The organism is Micromonospora lupini str. Lupac 08 (assembly GCF_000297395.2).
Taxonomy (GTDB): domain Bacteria; phylum Actinomycetota; class Actinomycetes; order Mycobacteriales; family Micromonosporaceae; genus Micromonospora; species Micromonospora lupini.
The window spans coordinates 1,720,367-1,744,418 of the sequence record NZ_HF570108.1 but is presented as its reverse complement, the minus strand read 5'-3'; the positions used below and the strand labels follow the sequence as shown (position 1 = coordinate 1,744,418).

The following is a 24,052-nucleotide window of genomic DNA, read 5'->3' as shown; positions in this document are numbered from 1 at the left end:
GTCAGCCGTCGGCGGTCTTGGCCCTGGCTGCCGCCTTCATCTGCTGCTTGTACTCCCGCACCCGGCGCAGCGAGTCGGCGTCGGTGACGTCCGCCACCGACCGGTACGCGCCGGGATCGCCGTACCCGCCGGCCGCCGTCCGCCAGTCCTGCGGGGTCACCCCGAACCGCTTGCCGAGCAGGGCCACGAAGATCTGCGCCTTCTGCTTGCCGAAGCCGGGCAGCCCCGCGACCCGCCGCAGCAGCTCCGGCCCGTCGGCGACGTCGGCCCAGAGCAGCGCCGCGTCGCCGTCGTAGCGCTCCACGAGCACCCGGCAGACCTCCTGCACCCGGGCCGCCATCGCCTTCGGGAACCGGTGCAGCGCGGGCGGCTGGGCGAAGAGCGCGACCAGGGCCTCCGGGTCGTAGCCGGCCAGCTCCGCCGCGTCCAGGTCGTGGCCGAGCCGCTGGGTGAGCACGTACGGCGAGGAGAACGCCTTCTCCATCGGCACCTGCTGGTCCAGGGTCATGCCGAGCAGCAGGGCCAGTGGGCTGCGCTCCAGCAGCCGGTTGGCCTCTGGATCGATGGGCAGCACGAGCGTCATACCCGTCATCTTGCCTGGCCCGCGGATCCGGGCCGGCACCGACGCTCCGGCGGTCGTCCGGCGGGTGCTGCCGACGCGGGACGGCACGAAAGGCAGGATGAGGGCGTGGACGAACACGACATGCTGCTCTCCCCCGCCGGCGTCGACGCGCTGCGCACCGCGCTCACCCGGACCGGGTTCACCGGCCACGGCATCGCCGAGCGGCTGGGAGCGCAGGCGACCGCAGCGGTCGCCCGCAACGACTACCGGGCCGCGCTGCGCGCCACCGAGGACGGCGACCCGCTCGGCACCCTGATCCGGGTGTTCATCTGCGACCAGACCGAGCCGGAGGCCGCGGTGGCCGCCGCGCTGGCGCCCCTTGCGCTGGAGGAGGCGCTGGCCGGCGGGCTCGTCGAGCGGTACGGCGACGGTCTGCGCGCCGGTGTCGACCTGGAGCCGTACGGGGACGACTGGTGGGTGCTCGCCGACGTGCCGGCAAGCGCCCGGCCGGGTCACCCGCTGCACGCCGAGCACGTGCTGGGCATCGGCGGCGCCACCCAGACCCTGATCGGCGCGACAGTGCGCCGGCGGGTGGGCAGCGCGCTGGACCTGGGCACCGGCTCCGGCGTCCAGGCCCTGCACCTGGCCACCCACGCCGACACGGTGACCGCCACGGACCTCTCCGAGCGGGCGCTGCGCTTCGCCGCGACCACCGCCGCCCTCAACGGCCAGGACTGGGAGCTGCTGCGCGGGGACATGGTCGCACCGGTGGCCGGCCGTCGCTTCGACCTGGTGGTGAGCAACCCGCCGTTCGTGGTCGGTCCGGGCACCACCACGCACGTCTACCGCGACTCGGGGCGGGTGGGTGACGCGATCGCCGCCGAACTGGCCGCCGCCGCCCCCGGCCTGCTCACCGAGGGCGGCACCATGCAGTACCTGGCGAACTGGGTGCACGTCGCCGGCGAGGAGTGGGACGAGCGGGTGGCCGGCTGGTTCGCCGGCACCGGCCTGGACGCCTGGGTGATCCAGCGCGAGGTGGCCGACCCGATGGCGTACGTCGACCTGTGGCTCACCGACGTCGGCCAGGGCGCCGACCCGCAGCGGGCGGCCGTGTGGCTGGACTGGTTCGACGCGCACAAGATCGAGGGGGTCGGCTTCGGCATCGTGTCGCTGCGCCGGGGTGGGCACGCCGATCCGGTGGTCCGCGTGGAGGACCTGCGTCAGCAGGTCCAGCCGCCGCTGGGCGACCAGATCGGCGCCTGGTTCGACCGCCAGGACTTCCTTCGGGTACGCGACACCGAGGCGCTGCTCGCCGAGCGCTACCGGGCCGCAAACGGTCTCCAGCTGCGCCAGGAGGCCACCATGGGCGAGGAGGGCTGGGCGGTGGACCGCCAGGTGCTCGCGATGCCGCACGGCCTGCGTTGGACCGAGGAGATCGACCCGCTGGTGCTGGCGCTTGTCGGTGGGGCCGACGGCCGGCTGCCACTGCGCGACCAGCTCGCCCTGCTCGCGGCGGCCCACGACGTCGAACCCGCCGAGATGGCCGAGGCCGCCGGCCCGATCGTCGCGCACCTGGTGGAGCGTGGCTTCATCGAGCCGGTGACCGCGTGACGCGGGCAGACACGCTGGGCGGCACAGCGGCCGGCGGCCTCGCGGCGAGCAGCCTCGCAGCCGGCGGCCTCGCGGTGGGCGGCCTCGCGGTGGGCGGCCTCGCGGTGGGCGGCCTCGCGGTGGGCGGCCTCGCGGTGGGCGGCCTCGCGGCGGGCGGCCTCGCGGCGAGCAGCCTCGCGGCGGGCTGCTGATGCGGGCGGTGGTGCAGACCGTCGGGCGGGCCAGCGTCACCGTGGACGGTGCGGTGGTCGGCGCGATCTCCGACGGCCTGCTGGTGCTGCTCGGGGTGACCCACACCGACACGGCGGAGACCGCTCGGACGATGGCCCGCAAGGTGCACGAGCTGCGCATCCTGGACGACGAGCGCTCCGCCGCCGACACCGGGGCGCCGATTCTGGTGGTCAGCCAGTTCACCCTCTACGGCGACGCCCGCAAGGGCCGCCGCCCGAGCTGGACCGCAGCCGCCCCCGCCGAGGTTGCCGAACCGCTGGTGACGGCGGTGGTCGACGCGCTCCGCGAGCGAGGCGCCAAGGTCGAGACCGGCCGCTTCCGAGCCCACATGCTTGTGGAGAGCACCAACATAGGCCCCCCGAACAATCCTCCTGGACCTCTAACCCCACCCCACCCCCACCCCACCCCCACCCCCACCCCGAACAGCTCTCCCGCGTTGATCATGAGGTTGGCGGGCATTCTGAAGATCGAAGGGCCGGTCAACCTCATGATCGACGGGTAGAGGCCTGGGGCGCCCGGGGCCGGGTGGGGCGCAGGGCCGGGTGGGGCGCAGGGCCGGGTGGGGCGCAGGGCCGGGTGGGGCGCCCGGGGGTCAGGAGAAGAGGCCTCGGCGGGACAGGGACTGGCGGAGCCAGGTGTCCAGTTCGGCTGTCCAGTCGGTGTGGTCGGCGGTCGCGTGTTCGACAGTGAACCGGCCGAAGGCGTCCCGGCCCTCGGTGAAGACGCCGCCGCGCTTGTCGACCTCCAGCACCACCTGCATCTGTCGCGCGTCGGCGATGAAGGTGACCTCCAACTGATTGATCGACCGGGCGTACTGCGGCGCCGGGCTGAACTCGATCTCCTGGTAGAACGGCAACGTCTGCCGTACGCCGTAGAGGTGCCCACGCTCCACATCGGCGCGCGCGAAGCGGAAGCCCAGCCGCAGCAACGCCTCCAGCAGCCGCTCCTGCGCGGGCAGCGGGTGCACCGTCACGGCGTCCAGGTCGCTCGAGTCGACGGCGCGGGCGACCTCCAGCTCGGTCCGCAGGCCCATCGTCATGCCGTGCAGGTGCTGCCCGTACAGCTCGGTGACGGGTGTCTCCCAGGGCACGTCGAAGCGGAACGGGAGATCGTGGCGCTGACCCGGCTCCAACCGGAACGCGCCGGTGACCCGCTGGCGGTGGAACTCCTGAGTGGTGTCGTAGTCGTTGTCGCCGCTCTCCACCTCGACCCGGGTGACCAGGCCGAGCGCGACGTGCTCGATGTCGACCTGATGGTCGCCACCGAGCACCTGGATGCGGCCCTCCAACTGCCCGCCGGGGCGGCAGTTGGGGTTGTCGAGCACCGTCTCGACCGACGGGCCACCGACCCCCATCGCCTTCATGAGCCGCTTGAAGACCACATCGTCCTCCCTCGTCGGACCACGCCGACCCGGGGTGGCCGACCTGTCCGCAACGTAGTCGGGCGGCGCACGCAACCGCCGGGACGACACACCGCGGCAACGATCCGGCCGGATTCCTGTCGGGTGCCCGATCGCCTCACTCCCGTTTCACGCCCTGCCCGCCAAGCTGTGTCTCACACCGGCACCACTGGGCCGGAGACACGGCACAGACGTGGACACGGGGAGAGACAGAGATGGTCCTGCAGATGACGGAACACCGGACGCGGCCGGCCACCAGCACCGAGACCAACGGGCCCGCCGAGGCCCTCAGCGACCTGGACGCCACCGACGAGCGCGGCATCTCCACCGACCTGGTCCGGGCGTACCTGAACGGGATCGGCCGGACGAAGCTGCTCACCGCGGCGCAGGAGGTCGACCTGGCCCGCCGGATCGAGGCCGGCCTGTTCGCCGACGAGAAGCTCGCCACCTGCACCCCGGTCTCCGAGGAGCTGCGGGCCGACCTGGAGCTGATCGTCGCCGAGGGCCGCGCCGCCAAGGACCACCTGCTGGAGGCGAACCTGCGGCTGGTGGTCAGCATCGCCAAGCGCTACACCGGGCGCGGGATGGCCTTCCTCGACCTGATCCAGGAGGGCAACCTCGGCCTCATCCGCGCGGTGGAGAAGTTCGACTACGCCAAGGGCTACAAGTTCTCCACGTACGCCACCTGGTGGATCCGGCAGGCGATCACCCGTGCCATGGCCGACCAGGCCCGCACCATCCGCATCCCGGTGCACATGGTCGAGCAGGTCAACCGGATGGTCCGGGCCCGCCGCGAACTGGCGGTGACGCTCGGTCGCGAGCCCACTGTCGCCGAGGTCGCCCGCGCCCTGGACATCCCCGAGTTCCAGGTCATCGAGCTGATCTCGTACGACCGCGAGCCGGTCAGCCTGGACCAGGCCGTCGGCGACGACGGCGAGAGCGCGCTCGGTGACTTCGTGGCCTCGGTGGACCCGCGCACCGACCCGGGCGAGGGCGCCGCGCAGGGCGAACTGCGCAACGAGGTGAGCATCGTGCTGTCCACGCTGTCGCAGCGGGAGCAGGCGGTCATCCGGCTCCGGTTCGGGCTGGACGACGGCCGGCAGCGCACCCTGGACGAGGTCGGCCGGGAGTTCGGCCTGTCCCGTGAACGTATCCGGCAGATCGAGAAGGTGACGCTGCTGAAGCTGCGCGCTCCGGAGCGGGCGCAGCGCCTGGAGGCGTACGCCTGCTGACGCACCGGATATGCGCAGGAAGGCCCCGGCGGTTCGCCGGGGCCTTCCCTGCTGTGGAGGTGTTTGACTGTGACACCGATCGGCTGCCCGACGACGCGAGGAGAGTGCCATGAACTGGACGTTGGAAGTGGTGATCGTCCCGGTCTCCGATGTGGACCGGGCGAAGACGTTCTACGCCGACCAGCTCGGCTTCGCCGTCGACCATGACACGGTGATCAGCGAGGACGCGCGCATCGTCCAGTTGACGCCGCCCGGCTCCGGCTGCTCGATCGTCATCGGCACGGGTGTGGTCCCGGAGATGCCGCCCGGCTCACTCAGGGGCCTGCAACTGGTGGTGCCCGACCTGAAGCGGGCCCACGCGGAGCTTGTCGAACGTGGCGTGCAGGTCAGTGACATCCAGGTGGTGGGCCAGAACCCGCGACAGGTGCCGGACCCGCTGGACAACGTCGGCTTCGTCTTCTTCGCCGACCCGGACGGCAACACCTGGGGCGTCCAGCAGATCTCCAGCCGCACCTGAGCGGCCACCTTCAGAGACGCCGGGGGCCGGTGTCCGGGCGGGCGGCCACGCCGCCGACCCGGACCTGGGCGTGCAGCACGGAGATGCCGTCCGGGCGGGCGAGGACCGGGTTGAGGGTCAACGAGCGCACCCGGGGCTGATCGTCGGCGAGCTGACCGACCCGCAGCAGCAGGTCGGCCAGGGCAGCCCGGTCCACCGGTGCGGCGCCCCGGTGCCCCCGCAGCAGCGGTGCCGCCCGCGGCTCGTCGACCAGCTCGGCGGCGTCGGTGTGGGTCAGCGGCACCGCCCGCCAGGCCCGATCGCCAAGCAGTTCGGTGGCGACCCCGCCGAGGCCGAAGCCGACCACCGGCCCGAACGCCGGATCTTCCACCACCTCCACCACGCAGGCCACGCCCGGCGGGACCATCGGCTGCACCAGCACGTCCGCGCCGAAGCCGGCGGCCATGTCGGCGTACGCGCGGCGGACGCTCGCCTCGTCGGGCAGGTCGAGGCGGACCGCGCCCAGGTCGAGCCGGTGCCGCAGCCCCGCGGCGGCGGCCTTGAGCGCCACCGGGAAGCCCACCCGCGCCGCCGCGTCGACGGCCGCGTCGACCGAGTCCACGGCCACCGACGCCACGGTCCCGATGCCGTACGCGGCCAGCAGCGCCTCCGCGTCGGCGCTGTCGGCGCGCAGCGCGGCCGCCGCGGCGTCCCGGTCGATCCCGGGCAGTTCGGGCGCGACTCCGGGAGGGCGGCGCAGCCACTCGGCGTACCGGTGCGCCCGGGCGAGGGCCCGGACGGCCTCCTCCACGCCGCCGTACGCGGGCACCCCGGCCGGCAACCGACCGACCAGGAACGTCGCCACGGTCGGCTTGCCCAGGGCGAGGGCGGCCGGCAGCGCGGCGGTGACGTCGGCGTCCACCTCGGTGCGTTGGCCGGGCAGCGGCGGGGCGAAGACCACGACGAGGGCGTCCACCCGGTCGTCGCCGGCCGTCTCGGCGAGGGCGGCGGCGAACTCGTCGGCGCCGGCGCTCGGCGCGACGTCGCGCGGGTAGCTCTCGGCGACGGTCAGGCCCTGCCCGACGCAGGCCGTGGCGGCCAGGCCGGTAAGCGCCGAGGAGTTGCCGACCACGCCGACCCGGCCGCCGGTGGGCAGTGGCTGGTTGGCCAGCAACACCCCCACGTCGAGCAGCTCGGGCACGGTGTCCACCCGGATCACGCCGGACTGGGCGAAGAGCGCGGCCACCGCCACCTCGTCCGGGCCTGCGGTGTCGCCCACACCGGGCGGACGGGCCGGCGAGGCCAGCGCCACGACCGGTTTCGCGCGGCCGATCCGCCGGGCCAGCCGGGCGAACTTGCGCGGATTGCCGAACGTCTCCAGGTACAACATGATCACGTCGGTGCCGGGGTCGTCCTGCCAGTACTGCAGGAGGTCGTTGCCGGAGACGTCGGCCCGGTTGCCGGCCGATACGAAGCTGGACAGCCCGAGGCCACGCCGGTCCGCCTCGGCGAGCAGCGCCACCCCGAACGCGCCGGACTGGCTGAAGATGCCGACCCGACCCGCCGGCGGCAGCGCCGGGGCGAGGGTGGCGTTGAGGCGTACCGCCGGGTCGGTGTTGGCCACGCCCAGGCAGTTCGGGCCGACCACGCGCATCCCGGCGGCGTGCGCCGCGCGGACCAGCGCCCGTTGCGTGGCCGCGCCCTCACCGCCGGCCTCGGCGAAGCCGGCCGAGATCACGACCAGGCCGTGCACCCCGGCGGCGGCCGCGTCCGCCACCACCCCGGTCGCCGCCTCCGGCGGGACCGCCACCACCGCCAGGTCCACCGCGACGCCCGCGTCGACCGCCGAGGGGTACGCGGGCAGCCCCGCCACCGCCGACGCGCTCGGGTGCACCGGCACCACCGCGCCCGTAAACCCGCCGTCGCGCAGGTGCCCGAGGACCGCTGCGCCGACTCCCTGGCCGGTGGCGCTCGCGCCGTAGACGGCGATGCCGCGCGGGGCGAGCAGCCGGGCGATCGAGCGGGCCTCGGTGCGGTGCTCCCGGCCGCGCTGCACCTCCAGGGTCGTCTCCGTCGGGGCGATCGGGAAGCTCAGGTGCACCACGCCGTCGGCGTACGCGCGCTGCACCTGGTAGCCGAAGTCGGAGAAGACCCGCAGCATCGTCCCGTTTGCCGGCAGCACCTCGGCGACGAAGCTCATGATGCCGTTGCGCCGCGCGGCGTCGGCCAGGTGCTCCATCAGCACCGAGCCGATGCCCCGGCCCTGGAAGGCGTCCTCGACCACGAAGGCGACCTCCGCCTCCGGCGCCTGCGGACCGAGCCGCTCGTACCGGCCGACGGCGACGAGCCGGTCCCCGGCCAGCACCACGAACGCCTCCCGGTCGTGGTGGTCGACAGTGACGAACCGGATCAGATCCCGCTCGGGGATGCGCGGGTACGGCGAGAAGTAGCGCAGGTAGCGGGTGCGCTCGGAGAACCGGCTGTGCATCGCCACGACCGCCGGCGCGTCGGCCGGGCTGATCTGTCGCAACTGGACGGTGCTGCCGTCGCTGAGCAGCACGTCCACCGGCTGGTCCACTGTCGTCACGGGCGTGACCCTCCCCCGCCCCGGCTCAGTCCCGGGGGTCGTGCGGGTCGAGCCCGAGCAGCGGGAAGACCGCCTTGCGGGTCGCCGCGATCGCCCGGTCCACCGCGTTCGGCTCGCCCGTCGGCTGCCACGGCTCGAACGACGGGTCCGCGTCGTCGGTCATCCGCAGCGGAATCTCACGGCCCGGCCGACGGGCCGCGGCCAGCTCCCGCCAGGCCGGCGGGGTGAGCGTCGCCGGGTCGATCGGGTCGCCGGTCGCCACGGCCAACAGGTGGCTCCAGGCGCGGGGCACCACCTCGACAAGCGCGTACCCGCCGCCGCCGGTGGCCACCCAGCGGCCCTCGCACAGCTCGTCGGCGAGCGCCCGCAACGCCAGATAGGTGGCGCGCTGCCCGTCCACCGTCAGGTTCAGGTCGGCGAGGGGATCCAGCCGGTGCCCGTCCGCGCCGCACTGGCTCACCAGCACCTGCGGCCGGAACGCGCGCAGCACCGACGGCACGATCGCGTGGAACGCCCGCTGCCAACCGGTGTCGTCGACGCCCGGCGGCAGCGGCATGTTCACCGCGGTGCCCTGCGCGCCCGGCCCGCCCGTCTCGTCCGGGAAGCCGGTGCCGGGGAAGAGCGCGAGCGGCGTCTCGTGCAGGCTGACCGTGAGCACCCGGGGGTCGTCCCAGAAGACGTCCTGCACCCCGTCGCCGTGGTGCACGTCCACGTCGACGTACGCGATCCGCTCCGCGCCCAGGTCGAGCAGGCGGGCGATGGCCACGGCGGGGTCGTTGTAGACGCAGAAGCCGGACGCGCGGGCGGGCATCGCGTGGTGCAGCCCACCGGCCACGTTCACCGCCCGGAGGGCGTCACCACGCCACACCGCCTCCGCGGCGGCCACCGTCGCGCCGGTGATCAGGGCGCTCGACTCGTGCATCCCCTCGAAGACCGGGTTGTCGGAGGTGCCCAGCCCGTACCCGGCGAACAGCGGGTCACGCGGCGCGGCCCGCACCGCGGCCAGGTAGGCCGGGTGGTGCACGCGGGTCAGCAGGGCGTCGTCGGCGGGCTCCGGCGTGACCACGCGTACGCCGGGACGGTCCAGGATGCCCAGCTCCCGGGCGAGCGCGACGGTCAGCTCCACCCGGACCGGGTCCAGCGGATGGTCACCCATGTTGTAGGCGAGCAGCGAGGGGTCCCACACCACCACCGTGTCGTCGGACATGGGGTCATCGTCGCACGAGGACCGTCGTCGGCCCACCGCACGCGCTGGTCAGCGCCCGGGTGTCGGCCCGGAGGCGACCGGCCGGGCCGGGTCGGCGACCCAGTTGCTCCACGAACCCACGTAGAGGGCGGCGTCCGTGCGGCCGGCCAGGTGCAGCGCGAGGACCGCCTGCGCGGCGGTCACCCCGGAGCCGCAGTACGCCCCGACCGCCCGCGCCCCGGTCGCGCCGACCGCGGCGAACCGCTCGCGCAGCACGTCGGCGGCCGGGAAGCGCCCGTCGCCGCCCACGTACTCGCCTGCGGGCAGGTTGGCGGCGCCGGGGACGTGACCGGCGACCGGGTCGATCGGCTCGACCTCGCCGGCGTAGCGGGGCGCCGCGCGCACGTCGAGCAGCACGGCGTCGTCGGCGGCAGCCAGCGCGGCGGCCTGCCCGGCGTCCAGCACCGGCAGATCACCGGGGCGCACCTCGACGTCGCCGTCGACCGGGGCGGGCGCGGTGGTGGAGACCTGTCGTCCGGCGGCGACCCAGGCCGGGAAGCCACCGTGCAGCAGGCGCACCGGACGGTGCCCGGCCCAGCGCAACGTCCACCAGGCGCGCGCGGCGGCCAGGCCGTCACCGCCGTCGTACACCACCACGGGGTGACCGGAGCGGACGCCTGCCGCCCGCAGCGCGACCCGAAGCGCGCCCGGGTCGGGCAGCGGGTGCCGGCCGCCGGCCCCGGGGGGACCGCAGAGCGCGGTGTCCAGGTCGACGAAGACCGCGCCGGGCAGGTGGCCGGCCAGGTAGTCGTCGTGGCCGGGCGGGCCGGTGAGCCGCCAGCGGACGTCGAGCAGGGTGGGCGGGTCGGCGTGGTCGAGTTCGGCGGCGAGCCGGTCGGCCTCGACAAGCAGCTCCTCGGTACCGGACATGGCGACCATCCAACACCATCCGGGGCGGCAGCACGCGATTCGGCGGCGGTCGACGGCCGCGCCGCGGGGTAGCATCGTGCACCGGAGGGCCGCTGACGTTATGAAGTCTCACGACCTGGTCGACACGACCGAGATGTACCTGCGCACCATCCTCGAGTTGGAAGAGGAGGGGGTGCCGCCGCTGCGTGCCCGGATCGCCGAACGGCTGCAGCAGAGCGGCCCCACCGTGAGCCAGACCGTCGCCCGGATGGAGCGCGACGGGCTCCTCACCGTCGAGGGCGACAGGCACCTGACGCTCACCGCGCTCGGCCGCGGCAGCGCCGTCTCGGTGATGCGCAAGCACCGCCTCGCCGAACTGCTGCTCGTCAACGTCATCGGAATGCCCTACGAGGAGGCCCACGAGGAGGCCTGCCGCTGGGAGCACGTGATGAGCGACGCGGTGGAGAAGCGGGTGTACGACCTGCTCAACCGGCCGACCCGCTCTCCGTACGGCAACCCGATCCCGGGTCTTCAGGAGCTGGGCTCGGCCGAGGCCGAGACCACCGAGGCCGCCGAGGGCGAGCGCAACCTGGCCTTCCCCGGCCTGTCCGGGTCGGTAGTGGTGCGGCGGATCTGCGAGAGCGTGCAGAAGGACGCCGACGTGCTGCGGCAACTGCACGCCGCGGGTGTCGACCCGGGCGCCACGGTGACAGTGGCCCAGGAGCGCGACGGGGTGTCCATCGACCGCTCCGGTGACCGGGTGCGCCTGCCCCGCGAGGTCGCCTCCCGGGTCTTCGTCGCCGCCAACTGACGCACTGCGCACCCGGGCGTCACAGCGCCCGGGTGTCCACCTTCTTGGCCAGCGCGACCAGGTCCGTGGCCAGCTTCTCGGCGGCCGCGCGCTCGGCGTCCCGGGCGCCCGTCCAGGCCAGCGTGGCGAGGCGCCCGTCGGTGGCCAGCCAGCCGACCTCGGCGACCGGCCCGTGCCCGCCGGCCGCTGCGGTGGTACGCCGGTACGCCTGCTGACCCAGGCCGGTGACCTTCGCCGCCCTGTCGGGCACCACGTCCGCGCCGAAGGTCGCCTTGTCGATTGTGGTCTCGGACACACTGAGCATCAGCTCCGGCAGCGCCGCGCGCTCGGCCCGGACCACGCACGTGTGCGTGTCACCCCGCTCGCTGGCCGCCGCCACGTCGAAGCGCACCTTGACGAGCTGTTCGATCACCGCGAAGTCCAGCAGCCGGCAGGCGCCTCCCGAGGAGGCCGCCGACACGTCCAGGGCGACCGGCGCCGGCGGCGGCACCGCCACCGGCTCGGCCTCGGCGGCACAGCCGCTCACCAGCAGGCCCGCCAGCCCGGCGACCACGATCCGCCCGCGCACGCTCCACCCTCTCACCGAGCGACGGCGGAAGGGGCCCGCCGGTTGTCCGTCGGAAACCGTACGGGGTGTCCGGGTCGGGCGGAAGTCCTCGTTTACGCCTTTGCGGTCGGTGGATCGTCCACGTACGGGCAGTGGCGGCAGCCGCGTCCGCAGCACGTGCCACGGCGGGCCAGGAAACCGGCGCTGAGCACGAACAGCCCCGTCGCCGGGTCGAGGTAACCGGCCTCCCCGGCGGCCAGCGCGGCGGCGTGCGCGCCGAGGATCCGAGCCCGTTCGGGGTGCTCGGGCGGCAGCCGGGACGGGTGCGGCTCGGTGAGCGGCCGATCCGCCAGGGGTCGTCGCTCCCCAGTCACCAACAGCGGTCCTTCCGGGTCACCCGCAGAAGTCTAGAGGCGGCCCGACGACGGCGACTCGACCGTGCCGGGTCAGGGCGGCGGTCAGCTCGTCGGAGTCCGCGCCGGCGGCCAGCAGCAGCCGCAGCAGCACCTGGGCCTTGTACGGGCCGAGCAACCCGCCGTCCCGCAGCCCCGCCGTTGCAGGTCGGTCTCCGAGCCGACCGCCCCGTACTTGTGGCGCAGCACTGAGCCGGAGCCGCTGCGGCTGGTGAGCACCACCGGCATCCGGCCGGCGAGCTTGCCGAGCACTGGGGCCAGCGTCGCGGGCACGTGCCCGACCCCGAAGCCGGCGACCACCAGGCCCTGGTGGGTGTCGGCCAGGCCCCGCAGGAGCGGGCCGTCGTCGTCCAGGGTGACTACGCACAGCGCCACCTGGGTCGCGTCGAGCCGGTCCGGGTCGATGGGCGGCACCGCCTGGTGGCACACCGGGCGGGCAGCACCCGCACCTCCCCGCCGATGACCTGGCCCAGTGGGCCGGTGTTGGGCGAGGCGAGCGTGGCGGTGCTGGTGCTGTGCGTCGCTTCGAATACGTCTCGCCTTACGAGGGCAACCGTGATGGCATCCCGGGCCGACCCGAGCGTCCATCGACACCCACCCGCTACCGAGTGCGACCGCCGGTGATAGCGACCGGAGGGCTGATCTGCGGCGAAAAAAGTCGCTGACCCTCAGCACACAGCTTCCGTTAATCAGGGTGGCGCGCCGAGGGCAGGCCGCGTGCGATCGCCATGGCAAGCACTGAAGTAAAGCCCTTACGACGCATAGCCTCTGACATCCGCCACATCACATGACTGCGGCTGATCTCACATGTGCCAATATGTATGAATTTGATGGGACGACGTCAGCCATGGCAGCAACCGGAGCATATTTCAGGGACCGCGAACAGAAAGCGGCACACAGGCGGTCAGCGAAAGGTGGCCCCGCAAGACCGCCCAGAAATTTCTACCCTTGATTTTCTGACGCTTTCGCCAAATAAACACTGCGACCGGAAATTCCTGGCCAGTCACCGATCGGCGCACCCACAAAAATGGACACCTCTATAGCAGTTGGACCACTTTGAAGTGTCTCTAGCTCAAAAACCAGATCCTCCACATCCTCATCAACTTGCGCATTACGCACACGGACCGCGACGTACAAGGCTATCCGACTCGGATCCCCCTTGACCGAGATGGCAAGAATCTCTGGCGAAATAAGCCCAAGCGCCGCCTGGACGACGTCGAGCACCAACCTGTTCTCACGCTCCAGAGAAGGCTCCACCAACTCAAACTCCTTAGGGCTCCAGCCCGGACTGATCGGAACAACGCTAGGACTTTTCGTACCCTTGATCATAAAAACATTCGTGGGCTGGTCATGGAAGCCGGCACCAGGATTGTTATTGTATCCGGTGACACCGTCGTAGCGGACAACGATGTTTCCACTGCTCGTTCGGCCCAAAACCGTTGTGTCACCCCGGTGATAGGCATCCAGCACACCTTGGGCGTCAGCTTGGCTATTGAAATAGCTCTTGCCAGTGCCGTTGTGCAGTGGGTCCCCCTGAACATGCCGCCCTTGCTTCTGTCGACTAATGGCTGTGGAGAGGCATGGCTCACCGCTTTCGTTGTGCACGAGCACCGGCACGTTGCCGGCGAGCACATAGTACGTGTGCAGTTGCGCGATCGTGAGGTTGTAGGCTCGACCAACGACGAAAGCATCCCCAAGCCCGCCGGCGGTAACAGTTCGCCCATCAAGCGACAGAAGGCGGTCACCAGGGTCGAGGTACTGGGACTCCTGCCACTCGCGATCCGTTGCGTTCCAGAATGAGTGATCCGCAGTGGTTGTCAGTAGGCCATCGCCGACCCTGAACTCGTGGAGCATGTCCTCATGAGCCCAGGTATCGGTGACCATGCGGGCACCCGCCTCGCCGGTCTCCGGGTCCAGGGCCCACACAAGGTCGCCCGGTCGCACGTCGGCGATGCGTTTGCTGGTCCCGTCCGCCATCAACACGCGCGTGTCGGCATCGAAACTCCGACAACCACCAGTCGACCCAGTCAGTGACTGACGACCCATACAGCCGCCGCGCAGACCACTTCCGATACAGAGGGCAGCGGCGTTCTGGACCATCTCCAGGAGCAAGCCGTTCCAGGTGTAGCCGTTGCTGTTATGACGCATTTGCAGGACTTGGTCTATGTCGTACTGGACGCCCAGGTAGAGATCACCGTTACGATCGTTGCACTCGTCCATCTCCCCGCACGCCGCAGCGATATCCTGAAGAATGGCCCACATGCGGGCCACTGGGTCCGTGGTGTTGTTGCGATCCGGGGACCCTTGCCCCTCGCCACGGTTCTTGTCGACGATCGCAGCCAGCCGCACCACGTCGACGGTGGTGGGCGGGAGGCGATACCCGTCCAGGTAGTAGTTGCCCAGCGAATCGCGGGTGACCGTGGTCCCGTTCGCCCCGGTGAAGACGCGATCCCGCTTGGGCTGGCCACTCTCGTCCCGCGCGCTGCAATCCCCGTCCGGGCAGCCGTACTTGTCCCAGCCCAGGTTGTCCGACGTGTGGGTGCCGGGGTGCTTCTCCTCCCACTGCGCGTCCTCGGGGCTCAGACCGCTCGGGTCCGACAGCGTCACCGGCGAGTTGTTCGCGTACGCGTAGCCGTTCCAGTGCTCAGGAGCCGCCAGGTCCATCAGCGGATCGACGGCGGCGAACTTTCCGATGGTCGGGTCGTACGGACGGGCACCGACGTTGATCAGGCCGGTGAGGTCGCTCCCACCGTCGATCGTGCCGCCGACGAAGCCGAGCTGGTTCGGCCAGGCGGAGGGAGCTGTGCCCCGAGGTCCGCCGTAGGGCGTCTGCCTGCGCCAGGCCACCGACTGGTTGCCGGAGGCCACCGTCATGAACTGGGTACCCTGGTGGTCGGCCATCAGCCAGGTGACGCCGGTCCCGGGCTGCCGCATGGCGACGACCTGCCCGAGGTGGGTGTAGTACCGGGTCGCGGTCTTGACCGAGTCGCTGGAACGCCAGCGGATCTCGGTACCCGGCAGGTAGAGGGTCTTCCCGGTCGGGTCACGGGCGATGAGCCGCCCTCCGTCGGCGGCGTACAGGTAGGAGTGCTGCTTGCCGCCGTCGGTGAGGGTCGTCAACTGGCCCTCGCTGTTCCAGGTCAGCTTCTGGCTGCCCGTCCCGTCGGGGCAGGTGTTATTGACGGCCGTGGAGCTGGGTCGGCACTCCAGATTGCCGGCCTTGTCGTAACGGTAGTTACGGGTGCCCGCGCCGGTACCGGTAGTCACTACCTGGCTCACCGCGTGCGGCTGGGCAGCACCGGTGGCCGGGTAGGTGTAGGTCGATTCCGTCGTGGTCGTGCCGTACTTCGTCTCCTTTACCCGGTTGCCGTTCGACTGGCCCACCGGGCCGAAGGCCCACGAGTGCCAGTAGGGTGCCGGGCCGCCCAGGCCGGCCACGGTCGGAGCGGCGGCGCAGTCACCGGATGCGGGCGTCCACGCGCTGGTCAACCGGCGCGCGTAGTCGTAGCCGAAGCACTGGACGTCTGCGGTGCCACCCTGCGGGGTGTCCGCCACGCGGGTGACGTTGCCCGCCTCGTCGTAGTCGTAGTGCAGGTCGGCGAGGGGTTGCGGGGCGAGTTGCCGCATGGTGGTCGCGCTCTTCAGGCGACCGGTGCTGTCGTCATACGTCCACGCCTGGTCGAGGAAGTTCTGCGCCGTCTGCTGGAAGCGCACCAGCGCCGGTTGCGCGAACGCGCTCCAACCCGTGTCGGTGACGTATTGCCCGGCATTCGGCCAGTTGGTCTCAACCCGCTCGGCTAGGCCCGTCGTCTCGTCATAGGTGAACGTCAACTGCTCCGCGCCCAGGCTGCCGGCGTTCGGGTAGCTGGCCGTGGCCACGGTCACGCCATCGGGCTTGTACGTCCGGCTGAAGGTGTAGGTGCCTGCCAGCCCGGTCTCGGAGGCCGGGATGACGTAGTCCTCGCCGGTCGACTGGTAAAGCGCCGAGTAACCCCGGACCCTGACCTTGTACTCGTTGACCCCCTTGTCGGTCCACCGGCTGCTGGAGGCCAACCGTCCCTTGGCGCCCGTCGGGTCGTACGCCCAGGTTGCCAGCTTGTTCTCGGAGGCGACGGCGGTGTCGTAGACAGCGTCCTTCCGGCCCAGGCTGTCGTAGTGGTACACCAGCTTCTGGTTCCGGGCATCGATCGTGTAGTCGATGTCACCCGCTTCGGTGTAGTGCGTGGTCGTCCGGCCATTGTCCGGATCCGTGGTCACCTCCTGCTGGCCTTGGACGTTGTACTGGTAACTCCAGGCGTTGCCGGCCGCGTCCCGGACGCCCGTCAACTGGGACTTACGGTTGTAGGTGTAGGTGCTGGCATCGAACGGCCCGGTGACCGACCGGCCGTCGTGCTGCCGCACCTCGATGGTGTTCCCACGAGCCTCGCTGATGGTCGTAGTGGCGGTGCCGCCCTTCGGCGGCGTGACGTAGACCCGGTCGCCGCCGTACCCCGTCGTGGTGCGCCACTTCTCCTCACCGCCGCTCATAAGCACGGAGGCGATCGTCCGGCCCGCCCGGTCGTAGACGCTGCGGTTCTGGCTGTTGGCCTCCCACGCTGCCAGCGAACGCAGGTTCCTGCTCGGCGTCAGGGCCGGGTCGTGGTGGTTGGCATTGGTGTAGGCAACCCGGCCCGCCGCGTCGTACACCGTCTCCGTCACCACGGCGCCTCCACCGGACGGTGCGGGTGCCTGAGTCTGCCGGGGGCGGAGCAGACTGTCGAACAGCTCGTAGGCTGTCGTGTAGTTGCCCTCGGAGTTCAGCGTGGTTGTCGCGATCGCGTTGACCCCACCACTGTTACGGACCGTGTAGGTGTACTCCGTGGACGGACTGGTCGGGTTGGCCGGGTCCGACCCCATCGGACGCGTCGGCAACCACACCTTGCGGAGCCGGCCCAGACCGTCGTACCGCAGGTCGGTGATCTTGCCGTTCGCGTCCGTCTTGCGTTCGGTGACACCCCAGGCCGGAGACAGGTTCTCGGTGTTCGACCAGTCGAGGTGGTTGATGGTCTTCATCGAGGTGAGCGGTCCGCCGATGGCCGGCGTGTACTCCTTCCTCGTTTTGTTGCCGCGAATGTCGTACGACTCGGTCACCCGACCGTACGGGTCGTAGCTGGCGCTCGCCGTGGTCATCCAGGTGGTGCCGGCGCTCGGGGACCAGTCCTTCAGGTTCTCGACCTTGGTCATGTCACCCTTGATGGGCGTATCACCGAACGCCTTCTGGTCGTACGAGGTACGGATGTCGCCGATGACGTCGTCAACGCTGGCCGGCGTCGCGGTGCAGGCAATGGCGAAGGTCTGCGACCGGCTGGCGAGGACGAGCAGGTTGCTGTCCGTGTTCCGTGCATAGGACGTCTTCAGGCAGCGGTCGTCGTCGTTCCTGGCGACGTCGCCGAAGTCGGTGGCGGTGGTCTCCATGCCGTACCCGTCGAAGGTGCGGCTCTTCTTGCTGACCCGCCAGCCTCGGCCCACGTCCAGCCGTACCGCGTTCCAACTGGTTCGGACACCGGAGAATCGGGCGTACGAGTTCGTGTCGCCCATATCTCTGGTGGCCGTCGGCGCGGACTGCCATGCCTCGCTTACCGAGGTGGAGACCACATCGGTGTCGACCCCGTTGTAGACGGTCTGCTCCCGCACCTCGCCGGCGAGAGCGTCCTGGTCGTCGACCTGTGGCGCATCGGCCGCGTCGGCGGTGTCACCATCGCCGTTCAGGTCCCGGGCGGGCAGGGTGACGTTGCGGGTTCCGCCGGAGGGGGCGAGCCGGTCGCCGTCCATGCCCCGGTAGTAGCGGGTCTGCGTGAGCGTCTCATTCCCGTCGGTGCCGACCCGGACGCGGACCCGGCCGTAGCCGCGGTAGTCGGCCCAGGTGCGGAACTTGTCCCTGGTGAGCCCGTCGTCGTCGTTGTGGTGCCACGCCACCCCGTCGAGGTACTCGTACCTGGTGATTACATCGGTGCTGGCCCGGTCACTGGTGTCCCACTCATCGACCTCCTCGACCACGTACTTGTGCCAGTACGCGGTCTTTGTCTGCTTGGTGAACCGGTCCTCGGTCAGCACGGGATAGCAGCGCAGGGTGTTGGTCTCCGGGGAGGAGGGCATCGGGCCGCCGGAGTCGCATTGGGGGCCCGAATAGGTAATGAGGATTTTGCCGCCGGTCTCGGTCCAGATCGTCGACATCCGCAGCCAGTACATCGGCGGCTCACCGTCGTTGGTGCGGTCGACCCGGTTCGCCTTCTGCACGAAGTCGAAGTTCACCTCGGGCAACGTGACCTTTTCGCCGAGGTAGCCGGTGTGCCGGATGCTTTCCAGCCACATGCCGTCCCGCGATTTGTCCCCGTTCGGCGGGAAGGTGTGGGTGAAGTCCCAGCTCTCCACGTCGCCGGAAACGCCGGTCACCCTCGTCGTGATCTTCGAAAGGCGGCGACTGCTCCAGAACGTCGGGGAGTAAAGGCCCGGGCAGGAGGTTCCGGTGCACTCCTGGTCCCAGGGGGTATCGGGCCAGTTCAGGCCCTCGTTGTCGTGGGTGGCGCAGTTGGAGGTGCAGCGGTCGTCGGTGAAGAAGAAGACCTGCGCCGTAGGCGTCACCGATCGATCCGTCGCGCTCCGGTCCCAGGTGCCGTAGTCGATCCGGGTCAGGTTAGACGCGCGGATGTACGAGACGTCGTCGGTGTCGGTCAGGTTGGCCGCGTACTTGTTGCTCTCCGGGCTGTACCAGTACGAGATGGTGCCGCCGTGCGGATCGCGGACATAGTCGAGGTTCCACCGCCAGGCCTGGTTGCAGTGGGCAGACCCGAAGCTGGCGTTGTAGCAGGGTTCACCGGTGTGGTTGCCGTAGACCCGCACGGTGTTGGTCGACGCCGTGCCGGCGCTCTGTCCCGGCAGGTCGTCGAGGCCGAAGAAGTACTGGACACCGTCGGCCGTGGTTACCTTCCAGTGCTCACCGTTGTCGTCGCCGTTCGACGCTCCGGTGAGCTTCTCGATCCTGGAGGCGTCGTCGTTCTTGGCCCGCCAGACACCGGTGGCATCATCCCTGACCAGCTCGGTCGACCGGCCGTTGAGCGACAACACCGCGTTCTCGGTACCCCAGCACAAGTCACCGAGCTGGTCACCGTTGGTGGCGCCGCCGGCCGTGTCCTCGTAACAGGGCACGTACCGACGTTCGACGAACCCGGGCTGGTATTCGAAGCCCTCGCCCATCCAGGACGGCTGATTGTTCGAGGCGTCACTACGGCCGTCGACCGCGCTCGACGAGTAGCTCAGTCCGACTGTGGGTGCGGGGCCGACCGCCGGTGGTACTCGGACCGGGTACGACCAGGAGAAGTCGCCGCTGGATCCGCCGGCGGTCCAGGAGGACGAGGCCTGGAGCGGTGTCGCCCCGTAGTCCCCGGTCGACCCGGAAGCACCCGCGGAGAGTGCGACCAGAGTGGTGGTGGCAGCGGTTGACCGCGTCGACACCTCATGGGCAGACGGCGGCACCGGCACCTCGGCGGTCACCCGGTCGTGCGCGACGTCGTTGTGGGAGGCCAGCGGGCGGGAACCGCACTCGGGCCGGTCAGGATTCGTGAGCGCGCACTCCGGCAGGGTCACCAAGCGCAGCCGGGTCGACCAGTCCGCGCCGAAGGCGGCGGCGAAACCCGAGTAGTCAATGCCCACGCTCAGACTGCCCCGGCCGGCGGCGCCATCAGCGCGCCCCACCCGCACCACTAGGCCGTCCCGCCAGGCAGCGGACACTCTGCCGCGGTCGAGGATCTCGACCCGGGCCCGGCTTACCGGATCCTGGGCAGCCACTCGGGAGGCATCGCCACCGCCGACGGGCTGGCCGACGTACACCGGGAGCTTGCCGGCTCGGGTAGAAGCCGAGGGCACCTTCGCCGAGCCGGCCGCGCGACCGAGGACGGTCGCCGGTACGTCAGCCTCCGCCACCGAGGCCGTCGGCCAGACGATCCCCTCGGTGGGCCGGCGGTTGGCGCCCTGGGACAGGTCAGCCGGGCGCGGACGGGCGGCGACGGGCTTCGTGGAGACCGCCGTCGGCTGGCTGACGCCGAGCCGCGCGGGTGCCGCCACGGCGGCACGCTGCGACAGGGTGGTAAGCATCGACGACAACACGACGAGTGCGAGCGCGGCCGACGTTCCCGACCTGAGCCGGCTGTCGGGGCGCCAGAAGAGATTTCGAGGAGCACGCCACGTCGGATCGACCGGCGACTGGGCAGCGGACATCAACAACCTCCACCGTCAGCGGGGGGTGGGAAGGGGGACGAAAGAGTCGGCGACCGGGGCCCGCACCGGCATGACGGCAGGCGAGCCCCATCACGGTGATCAGGGGAGGCGGTAGAGGGCGGCAGCCTCGCGATCGGTCATGGCGCCGGCATAGATCTTCACCTGGTCAATCTCCCCGGTGAAGTAACCCCAGTCGGGATGCCCACCGCCGACGTACAGGGGTTCGGCCACCGACCCGCCACTGGCACCCGTGCCCACCTGCTGCTGCCGGACCCCGTCGACATACAGACGAACATCGCCGCTGCCGGCATCGAAGACACCGGTGAGGTTGGTCCATTCGCCGAGCGTGGTCTGGTCCAGGGAGTCAGCGTGGGCTGCGGACCACACCCCCCCACCTGCGCCGTCCGGCGTCATCATGGCGAACTGCCACAGTCCGTTGGGCAAGGCGTACAGCTTGAGCGCGGCCTGTCCGCTCCCCTGCCGGAGCACGACCTGCTCGGTGCCGTTCAGCGACTCGAGCCGGACCCAGGCGGAGACGGTGAGTGACTGTCCAGTGTTGACGATCGGTCCGCTGGTCGAGGCGAACCCGGTCTTGGCGCCAGTCGTGCCCCAGCCGTCGAGCTGGGGATGGTTGAGCCAGAGGGACTCGTCGCCGTCATGGCCGTCGCCGGTGTACCCGACGTCCTGGGTCTCCGAGTACGGATCGGTGCAGCCGTGCAGGTCAAGTGGTTGCGCCCAGTAGCTGACGCTGGTCGCCTGGTCACACGGTGCCGACGACAGCATCCCGCTGAAGGTCCAGTTCGCGACCTGCACCGGCGTCAGGATGCCCGGCACGTCCAGGGTGCCGGCCTTGGCATCCTCGTCTGTGCCGTTCAGGTCGTCCACGGTGATGACCCGGTTCCAGAGCCGTACGTCGGAAATCTGGCCCCGCCACCGGTCGGTCGCACGCGTGGCTTCGCCAGAAGGGGTGAAGACCGCACCACCGACGACCAGCGGCCCGGTGGGATTCCAGCCCGCCGTGGAGCGGAGGGCCGAGCCTGCCAGCGCCCCGTTCACGAACAGCTGACTCCGACCCGTCGCGGCGTCGTACGTGCCGACCAGGTGCGTCCACTTGCCCACGTTGCCGGCGGTCACGACCGCCGCCGAGTTCACCGTGACGGCATTCGGGACCTGCTCGACGTCAGCGCTGGGCAGCATGAAGCTCCACCTCGGCACGCCGCTGATCAAGCGGAACCCCAGAAAGAATGCACTTACCTTGGTGCCAGATTTACTCAACGCCGTCCGGTTGCCATTCGGAAGATCGAGGTCCGGGTCGGTTGGGTCGTCGTCTGTCATGTTCACCCAGGCCGCCACGCTGAACGACTTGCTCGTATCGAACCCGACGCTGCCTGACAGGTCACGACCACGGTCGAAGGACGGCGTGGCTTCCCCGACGACTCGGCTGTCAGCCGCCCATGTCACGGGGGTGCCGTTCATGGTCAACTCGGCCCCGGTCAGCTCCTCCTTGAGGCCATGGCCGTCAATGGTGTCCAGTGGCCAATGGGCAACCGGTGCCGACGGCGCTCCGACCAGGAACTGGTACGGCTTGGTGTCGCTGAGCTTGTTGGCCTTGTCGATGCTATAGACCTGAAGCACGTTGAGCCCGAATCGCGGTGGCGTCAGCGCGACGGTGTAGGAGGCGCCCGCCGTAACCGTCACGGTGGTCAGTGGTGTGGTCTGTCCGGACCAGCCGTGGACGTACTTCACCACGTCCTGTGAGCCCGCCGTGAAGGTGAAAGTGCCGGAGACACCGGGGCCACCGTGCGCCACCCCGTCCGCCGGATAGGTCGTGGAGGTCACGCCGGGCGGCAACGGCTTGGACACGTCGACGGTGAACTGGCACCAGTCGCTCCAGTCCGAGTACGCGCCAGCGGAGTCCTTGGTCCGTACGTGCCACTGGTAGGTCTTGCCCTCGGAGGTAGCGCCGAGGCTGATGGTCCCCGACTCGCCGTAGCTGTTGCCCGGCTTGACCTGGCCAGTCTTCGCGGTGAGCGAGCCCAACGGATTCGCCAACTGGTACTCGAAGTAGCCGGTGAGGCTGTCCGCGCCGGCGTCGGCGTCGCCATAGAAGGCCTTGAAGAGGGGCGATGCGGTGCCGATTGTCACACCGCACGACTGGCCGGAGGTCGTGAGGTTGCTCGGCTTGGCGGGCTTGGAGTTGTAGGTGACCTCGAGCCACGCCTTGTCGGTGTAGAACTTCTTCCAGCGGCTCTCTTGGTCCTCGTACTCACCGGACGAGTTGCAGGCGCAGAGGCCGACCGTGTAGGTGGATGACTTCTTGTTGGCCGCGGACTGCAGGTCGTTCTTGAGCGCCGTGCTGGAGAACTCCGCATCGACGTCGGGTTGGATCGAACCACAGCCACCCGCCTCGTTCGCGTTGCCCTCCCACGAGTCGAGGAACGTCGCCGGCAACGGCCGCGTCGTCCAGCCCATTCGGCCGCCACTGCCCACCGTGATGGCGCTGGTCCGGTAGGCGTGTACCCAGGTCGGGCCGCAGGAGTACGAGTGGTCGAGTGTAATCCGGACGGTGCCGCCGAGGATCTGCTTGCCGGTCAGGCCGGAGATCGCGAAGTCGTAGTAGGAGCGGTAGCGCTCGCCGTTACCGCCCTCCGGGTACGGCTGCCGCCCCACTCGGGCTCGCGTCGTGTCGTTGTTCTCGCCGTTGCTCGTGGAGTACGCCCACTTGGTGCGCTGCTTCTCGAACTGCGGATCGATGAACACCGGGTAGGTCAGACCCGGGTCAGCCATCAGCTTCGCGTCGGGGGTGACCGTGAGCGTCCGGTCGGACGTCGCCACGGCCACCTTCGCAGCGCGGGACGTGACCGCCTCCTCGATCGGGGTGGCCCGCTCACCAACCGGGGCGGCGAAACCCCGCACGCCGGCCGCCGCCACGGTGGACATCACCTCGCCCGCCCGCCCTGGGTCGGTCGAGGAGTCCCACATCCGGGCGGGTGCCGAGCTGGCGACGGTGATGCCCGAAGCTGTCACCAGCCGGAGACCCCCGGCGCCGCCCTGCGCGACCGTCATGTCCCCGCCCGTCCGGTAGCGCAGCGCCCGGATCTCGGGCCGGGCCGCGGCTTCCGGCGTCAGCACCTCAACCACGTGGGTGTAGCCCTCGGCGGTGGCTGTCACGTGTAGGTTGACGTCCTTGAGCACCGATCGGTAGATGGCGGTCGCGCCGCGCAACTCCGGTGCGGGCAGCGCGCCCAGTGGCCAGCTCAGGGTGAAGGTCGACCCACCTTCGCGCCAGATGACAAGCGGAGCGTCGCCGCCGGTGGAGAAGGTCACGTCGGCCAAAGTGGCTGCCGGCGTCAGAACCCCGTTCCTGGAGTGCAGTGTGGCATCGATCGGCGTCCAGGAGCCGTCTGCCCGGCGTACCCGCTGCGGTGCCACCGCCGCCACGAGCTTTCGTCGACCGGAGGGTTCCACCAGCACCTGGGCGTACTCGGTCCGGTGATCGAGCGCCTCCACCACGCGATCACAGGCCGATGCCAGCCTCACCGCTGCGGACTCGGTCGGTGCTTCGCCTGCGCAGTCGGCCGGTTTCGCCGCTGGAGTACGCCCTGCGGCGGTGGCAAAGGCGTCGGCTCCGGAAAAGCCGGCGCTGGCCGCTACCACCGCAATCGAAATCAGCCACGCCGAAGCGCGGCGTGCCGTGGACACACCCACAAGGTCCCCCGTGTCAGTTTTGATCAGCAGGCGCACTGTAGAGATCGACCTGTCACGCAGTAAAGACTTCTGTACAACTGGTGAGCGCGAAACGGACCCATGCCACC

The 24,052-nt window shown here is 70.5% G+C and carries 15 protein-coding genes and 1 pseudogene; 6 read left to right on the top strand and 10 right to left on the bottom strand.

The features are described from left to right. Position 1: 1 nt before the first annotated feature. The gene (locus tag MILUP08_RS09170) at positions 2-592 is read right to left on the bottom strand and encodes an HhH-GPD-type base excision DNA repair protein (RefSeq protein WP_039907533.1); all 591 of its coding nucleotides are present in this window, start codon (positions 590-592) and stop codon (positions 2-4) included. A gap of 96 nt (positions 593-688) precedes the next feature. Here MILUP08_RS09170 and MILUP08_RS09165 point away from each other — a divergent pair, with 96 nt between their 5' ends. The 3 genes and pseudogenes from MILUP08_RS09165 (at position 689) to dtd (ending at position 2,787) form a co-directional block, all read left to right on the top strand. Further along, positions 689-2,173: a DUF7782 domain-containing protein gene (locus MILUP08_RS09165; protein ID WP_007456898.1), complete on the top strand. Its 1,485-nt coding sequence runs from the start codon at positions 689-691 to the stop codon at positions 2,171-2,173. Next, positions 2,170-2,364, top strand: a complete 195-nt coding sequence (locus MILUP08_RS09160; RefSeq protein WP_039905678.1) for a hypothetical protein — start codon at positions 2,170-2,172, stop codon at positions 2,362-2,364. The genes MILUP08_RS09165 and MILUP08_RS09160 overlap by 4 nt, the downstream gene beginning before the upstream one ends. Further along, positions 2,364-2,787: pseudogene (dtd, locus tag MILUP08_RS09155) on the top strand (D-aminoacyl-tRNA deacylase). The gene MILUP08_RS09160 and the pseudogene dtd overlap by 1 nt, the downstream one beginning before the upstream one ends. 209 nt (positions 2,788-2,996) lie before the next feature. On the opposite strand, the gene MILUP08_RS09150 reads toward dtd, so the two are convergent. Continuing rightward, positions 2,997-3,785, bottom strand: coding sequence for a sporulation protein (locus tag MILUP08_RS09150; RefSeq protein ID WP_007456893.1), 789 nt, complete (start codon positions 3,783-3,785; stop codon positions 2,997-2,999). A 233-nt stretch (positions 3,786-4,018) separates the two neighbouring features. Between MILUP08_RS09150 and sigB the strand changes: the two genes are divergently transcribed. Both sigB and MILUP08_RS09140 read left to right on the top strand, forming a co-directional pair. After that, positions 4,019-5,035, top strand: coding sequence for an RNA polymerase sigma factor SigB (gene sigB, locus MILUP08_RS09145; protein ID WP_007456891.1), 1,017 nt, complete (start codon positions 4,019-4,021; stop codon positions 5,033-5,035). A 109-nt stretch (positions 5,036-5,144) separates the two neighbouring features. After that, positions 5,145-5,552, top strand: coding sequence for a VOC family protein (locus tag MILUP08_RS09140; protein ID WP_007456890.1), 408 nt, complete (start codon positions 5,145-5,147; stop codon positions 5,550-5,552). 10 nt (positions 5,553-5,562) lie between these two features. On the opposite strand, the gene MILUP08_RS09135 is transcribed toward MILUP08_RS09140, so the two are convergent. From MILUP08_RS09135 to MILUP08_RS09125, 3 genes are read right to left on the bottom strand one after another with little or no spacing between them, the layout of a single operon-like run. Next, the gene (locus tag MILUP08_RS09135) at positions 5,563-8,118 is read right to left on the bottom strand and encodes a bifunctional acetate--CoA ligase family protein/GNAT family N-acetyltransferase (RefSeq protein WP_007456888.1); all 2,556 of its coding nucleotides are present in this window, start codon (positions 8,116-8,118) and stop codon (positions 5,563-5,565) included. 25 nt (positions 8,119-8,143) lie between these two features. Continuing rightward, on the bottom strand, positions 8,144-9,325 hold the full coding sequence (locus tag MILUP08_RS09130; RefSeq protein WP_007456887.1) for an acetoin utilization protein AcuC: 1,182 nt from the start codon (positions 9,323-9,325) through the stop codon (positions 8,144-8,146). A 48-nt stretch (positions 9,326-9,373) separates the two neighbouring features. Continuing rightward, complete coding sequence (locus MILUP08_RS09125) at positions 9,374-10,234, bottom strand: sulfurtransferase (protein WP_039907530.1); 861 nt, start codon at positions 10,232-10,234, stop codon at positions 9,374-9,376. A 100-nt stretch (positions 10,235-10,334) separates the two neighbouring features. On the opposite strand from MILUP08_RS09125, the gene MILUP08_RS09120 reads away from it, so the two are divergent. Continuing rightward, on the top strand, positions 10,335-11,024 hold the full coding sequence (locus tag MILUP08_RS09120; RefSeq protein WP_007456883.1) for an iron-dependent transcriptional repressor DtxR: 690 nt from the start codon (positions 10,335-10,337) through the stop codon (positions 11,022-11,024). 19 nt (positions 11,025-11,043) lie between these two features. On the opposite strand, the gene MILUP08_RS09115 is transcribed toward MILUP08_RS09120, so the two are convergent. The 5 genes from MILUP08_RS09115 to MILUP08_RS09095 all read right to left on the bottom strand — a co-directional run bounded on the left by MILUP08_RS09115 (position 11,044) and on the right by MILUP08_RS09095 (position 23,981). Beyond that, positions 11,044-11,592, bottom strand: a complete 549-nt coding sequence (locus tag MILUP08_RS09115) for a hypothetical protein (RefSeq protein WP_007456879.1) — start codon at positions 11,590-11,592, stop codon at positions 11,044-11,046. Between the two features lie 92 nt (positions 11,593-11,684). Next, positions 11,685-11,945: a DUF5522 domain-containing protein gene (locus MILUP08_RS09110; RefSeq protein WP_039905677.1), complete on the bottom strand. Its 261-nt coding sequence runs from the start codon at positions 11,943-11,945 to the stop codon at positions 11,685-11,687. An 84-nt stretch (positions 11,946-12,029) separates the two neighbouring features. Beyond that, the gene (locus MILUP08_RS09105; RefSeq protein WP_007456873.1) at positions 12,030-12,413 is read right to left on the bottom strand and encodes an L-asparaginase family protein; all 384 of its coding nucleotides are present in this window, start codon (positions 12,411-12,413) and stop codon (positions 12,030-12,032) included. Between the two features lie 513 nt (positions 12,414-12,926). Beyond that, entirely contained in the window at positions 12,927-20,237 is a 7,311-nt protein-coding gene (locus MILUP08_RS09100) for an RHS repeat-associated core domain-containing protein (RefSeq protein ID WP_007456868.1), read from the bottom strand. Between the two features lie 99 nt (positions 20,238-20,336). Continuing rightward, positions 20,337-23,981, bottom strand: coding sequence for a LamG domain-containing protein (locus MILUP08_RS09095; protein WP_144056888.1), 3,645 nt, complete (start codon positions 23,979-23,981; stop codon positions 20,337-20,339). Between the last annotated feature and the right edge of the window lie 71 nt (positions 23,982-24,052).

Excerpts from the sequence above, each read along its gene's own strand:
- MILUP08_RS09170 (WP_039907533.1), bottom strand. The coding sequence starts at position 592 with ATGACGGGTATGACGCTCGTGCTGCCCATCGATCCAGAGGCCAACCGG.
- sigB (WP_007456891.1), top strand. The coding sequence starts at position 4,019 with ATGGTCCTGCAGATGACGGAACACCGGACGCGGCCGGCCACCAGCACC.
- MILUP08_RS09140 (WP_007456890.1), top strand. The coding sequence starts at position 5,145 with ATGAACTGGACGTTGGAAGTGGTGATCGTCCCGGTCTCCGATGTGGAC.
- MILUP08_RS09130 (WP_007456887.1), bottom strand. The coding sequence starts at position 9,325 with ATGTCCGACGACACGGTGGTGGTGTGGGACCCCTCGCTGCTCGCCTAC.
- MILUP08_RS09125 (WP_039907530.1), bottom strand. The coding sequence starts at position 10,234 with ATGTCCGGTACCGAGGAGCTGCTTGTCGAGGCCGACCGGCTCGCCGCC.
- MILUP08_RS09120 (WP_007456883.1), top strand. The coding sequence starts at position 10,335 with ATGAAGTCTCACGACCTGGTCGACACGACCGAGATGTACCTGCGCACC.
- MILUP08_RS09100 (WP_007456868.1), bottom strand. The coding sequence starts at position 20,237 with ATGTCCGCTGCCCAGTCGCCGGTCGATCCGACGTGGCGTGCTCCTCGA.